This is a genomic window from Stenotrophomonas sp. A3_2, assembly GCF_036624925.1.
GTDB classification, from domain to species: domain Bacteria; phylum Pseudomonadota; class Gammaproteobacteria; order Xanthomonadales; family Xanthomonadaceae; genus Stenotrophomonas; species Stenotrophomonas hibiscicola.
Window position 1 is genome coordinate 1 of the sequence record NZ_JAZKVY010000074.1, and the last position, 342, is coordinate 342.

General features: G+C 66.1%; 1 protein-coding gene. It reads left to right on the forward strand.

Annotation, left to right across the window (positions count from 1 at the left end; all coding sequences use genetic code 11):
* Positions 1 to 326, forward strand: a 326-nt coding sequence (locus tag R5H29_RS01255; protein ID WP_332328603.1) for a ribosome-recycling factor, incomplete at its 5' end; no start/stop codon positions are given.
* Positions 327 to 342 lie beyond the last annotated feature (16 nt).

A 342-nucleotide genomic window follows, 5' to 3' on the forward strand; every position in this document is an offset into this window, starting at 1 on the left:
TGGAGCGCGCCATCCGGGAGAGCAATCTCGGTCTGAACCCGATGAGCGACGGGCAGATCGTGCGCGTGCCGATCCCCATCCTGACCGCGGAACGGCGGGCCGAACTCGCCAAGGCGGCGGGACGTTACGCCGAGCAGGCGCGGGTGGCGGTGCGCGGCGTGCGGCGGGATGGCAACGAGCAGATCAAGGCGTCCGAGAAGAAGCTCGGCATTGGCGAGGACGAGAGCGCGCGCTGGACAGAGGAAGTTCAGAAGCTGACCGATAGCTACATCAAGCGCATCGACGACGCGCTCGCCGAGAAGGAAAAGGAGATCAAGCAGGTCTGATGGCCCAGCCGGTGCT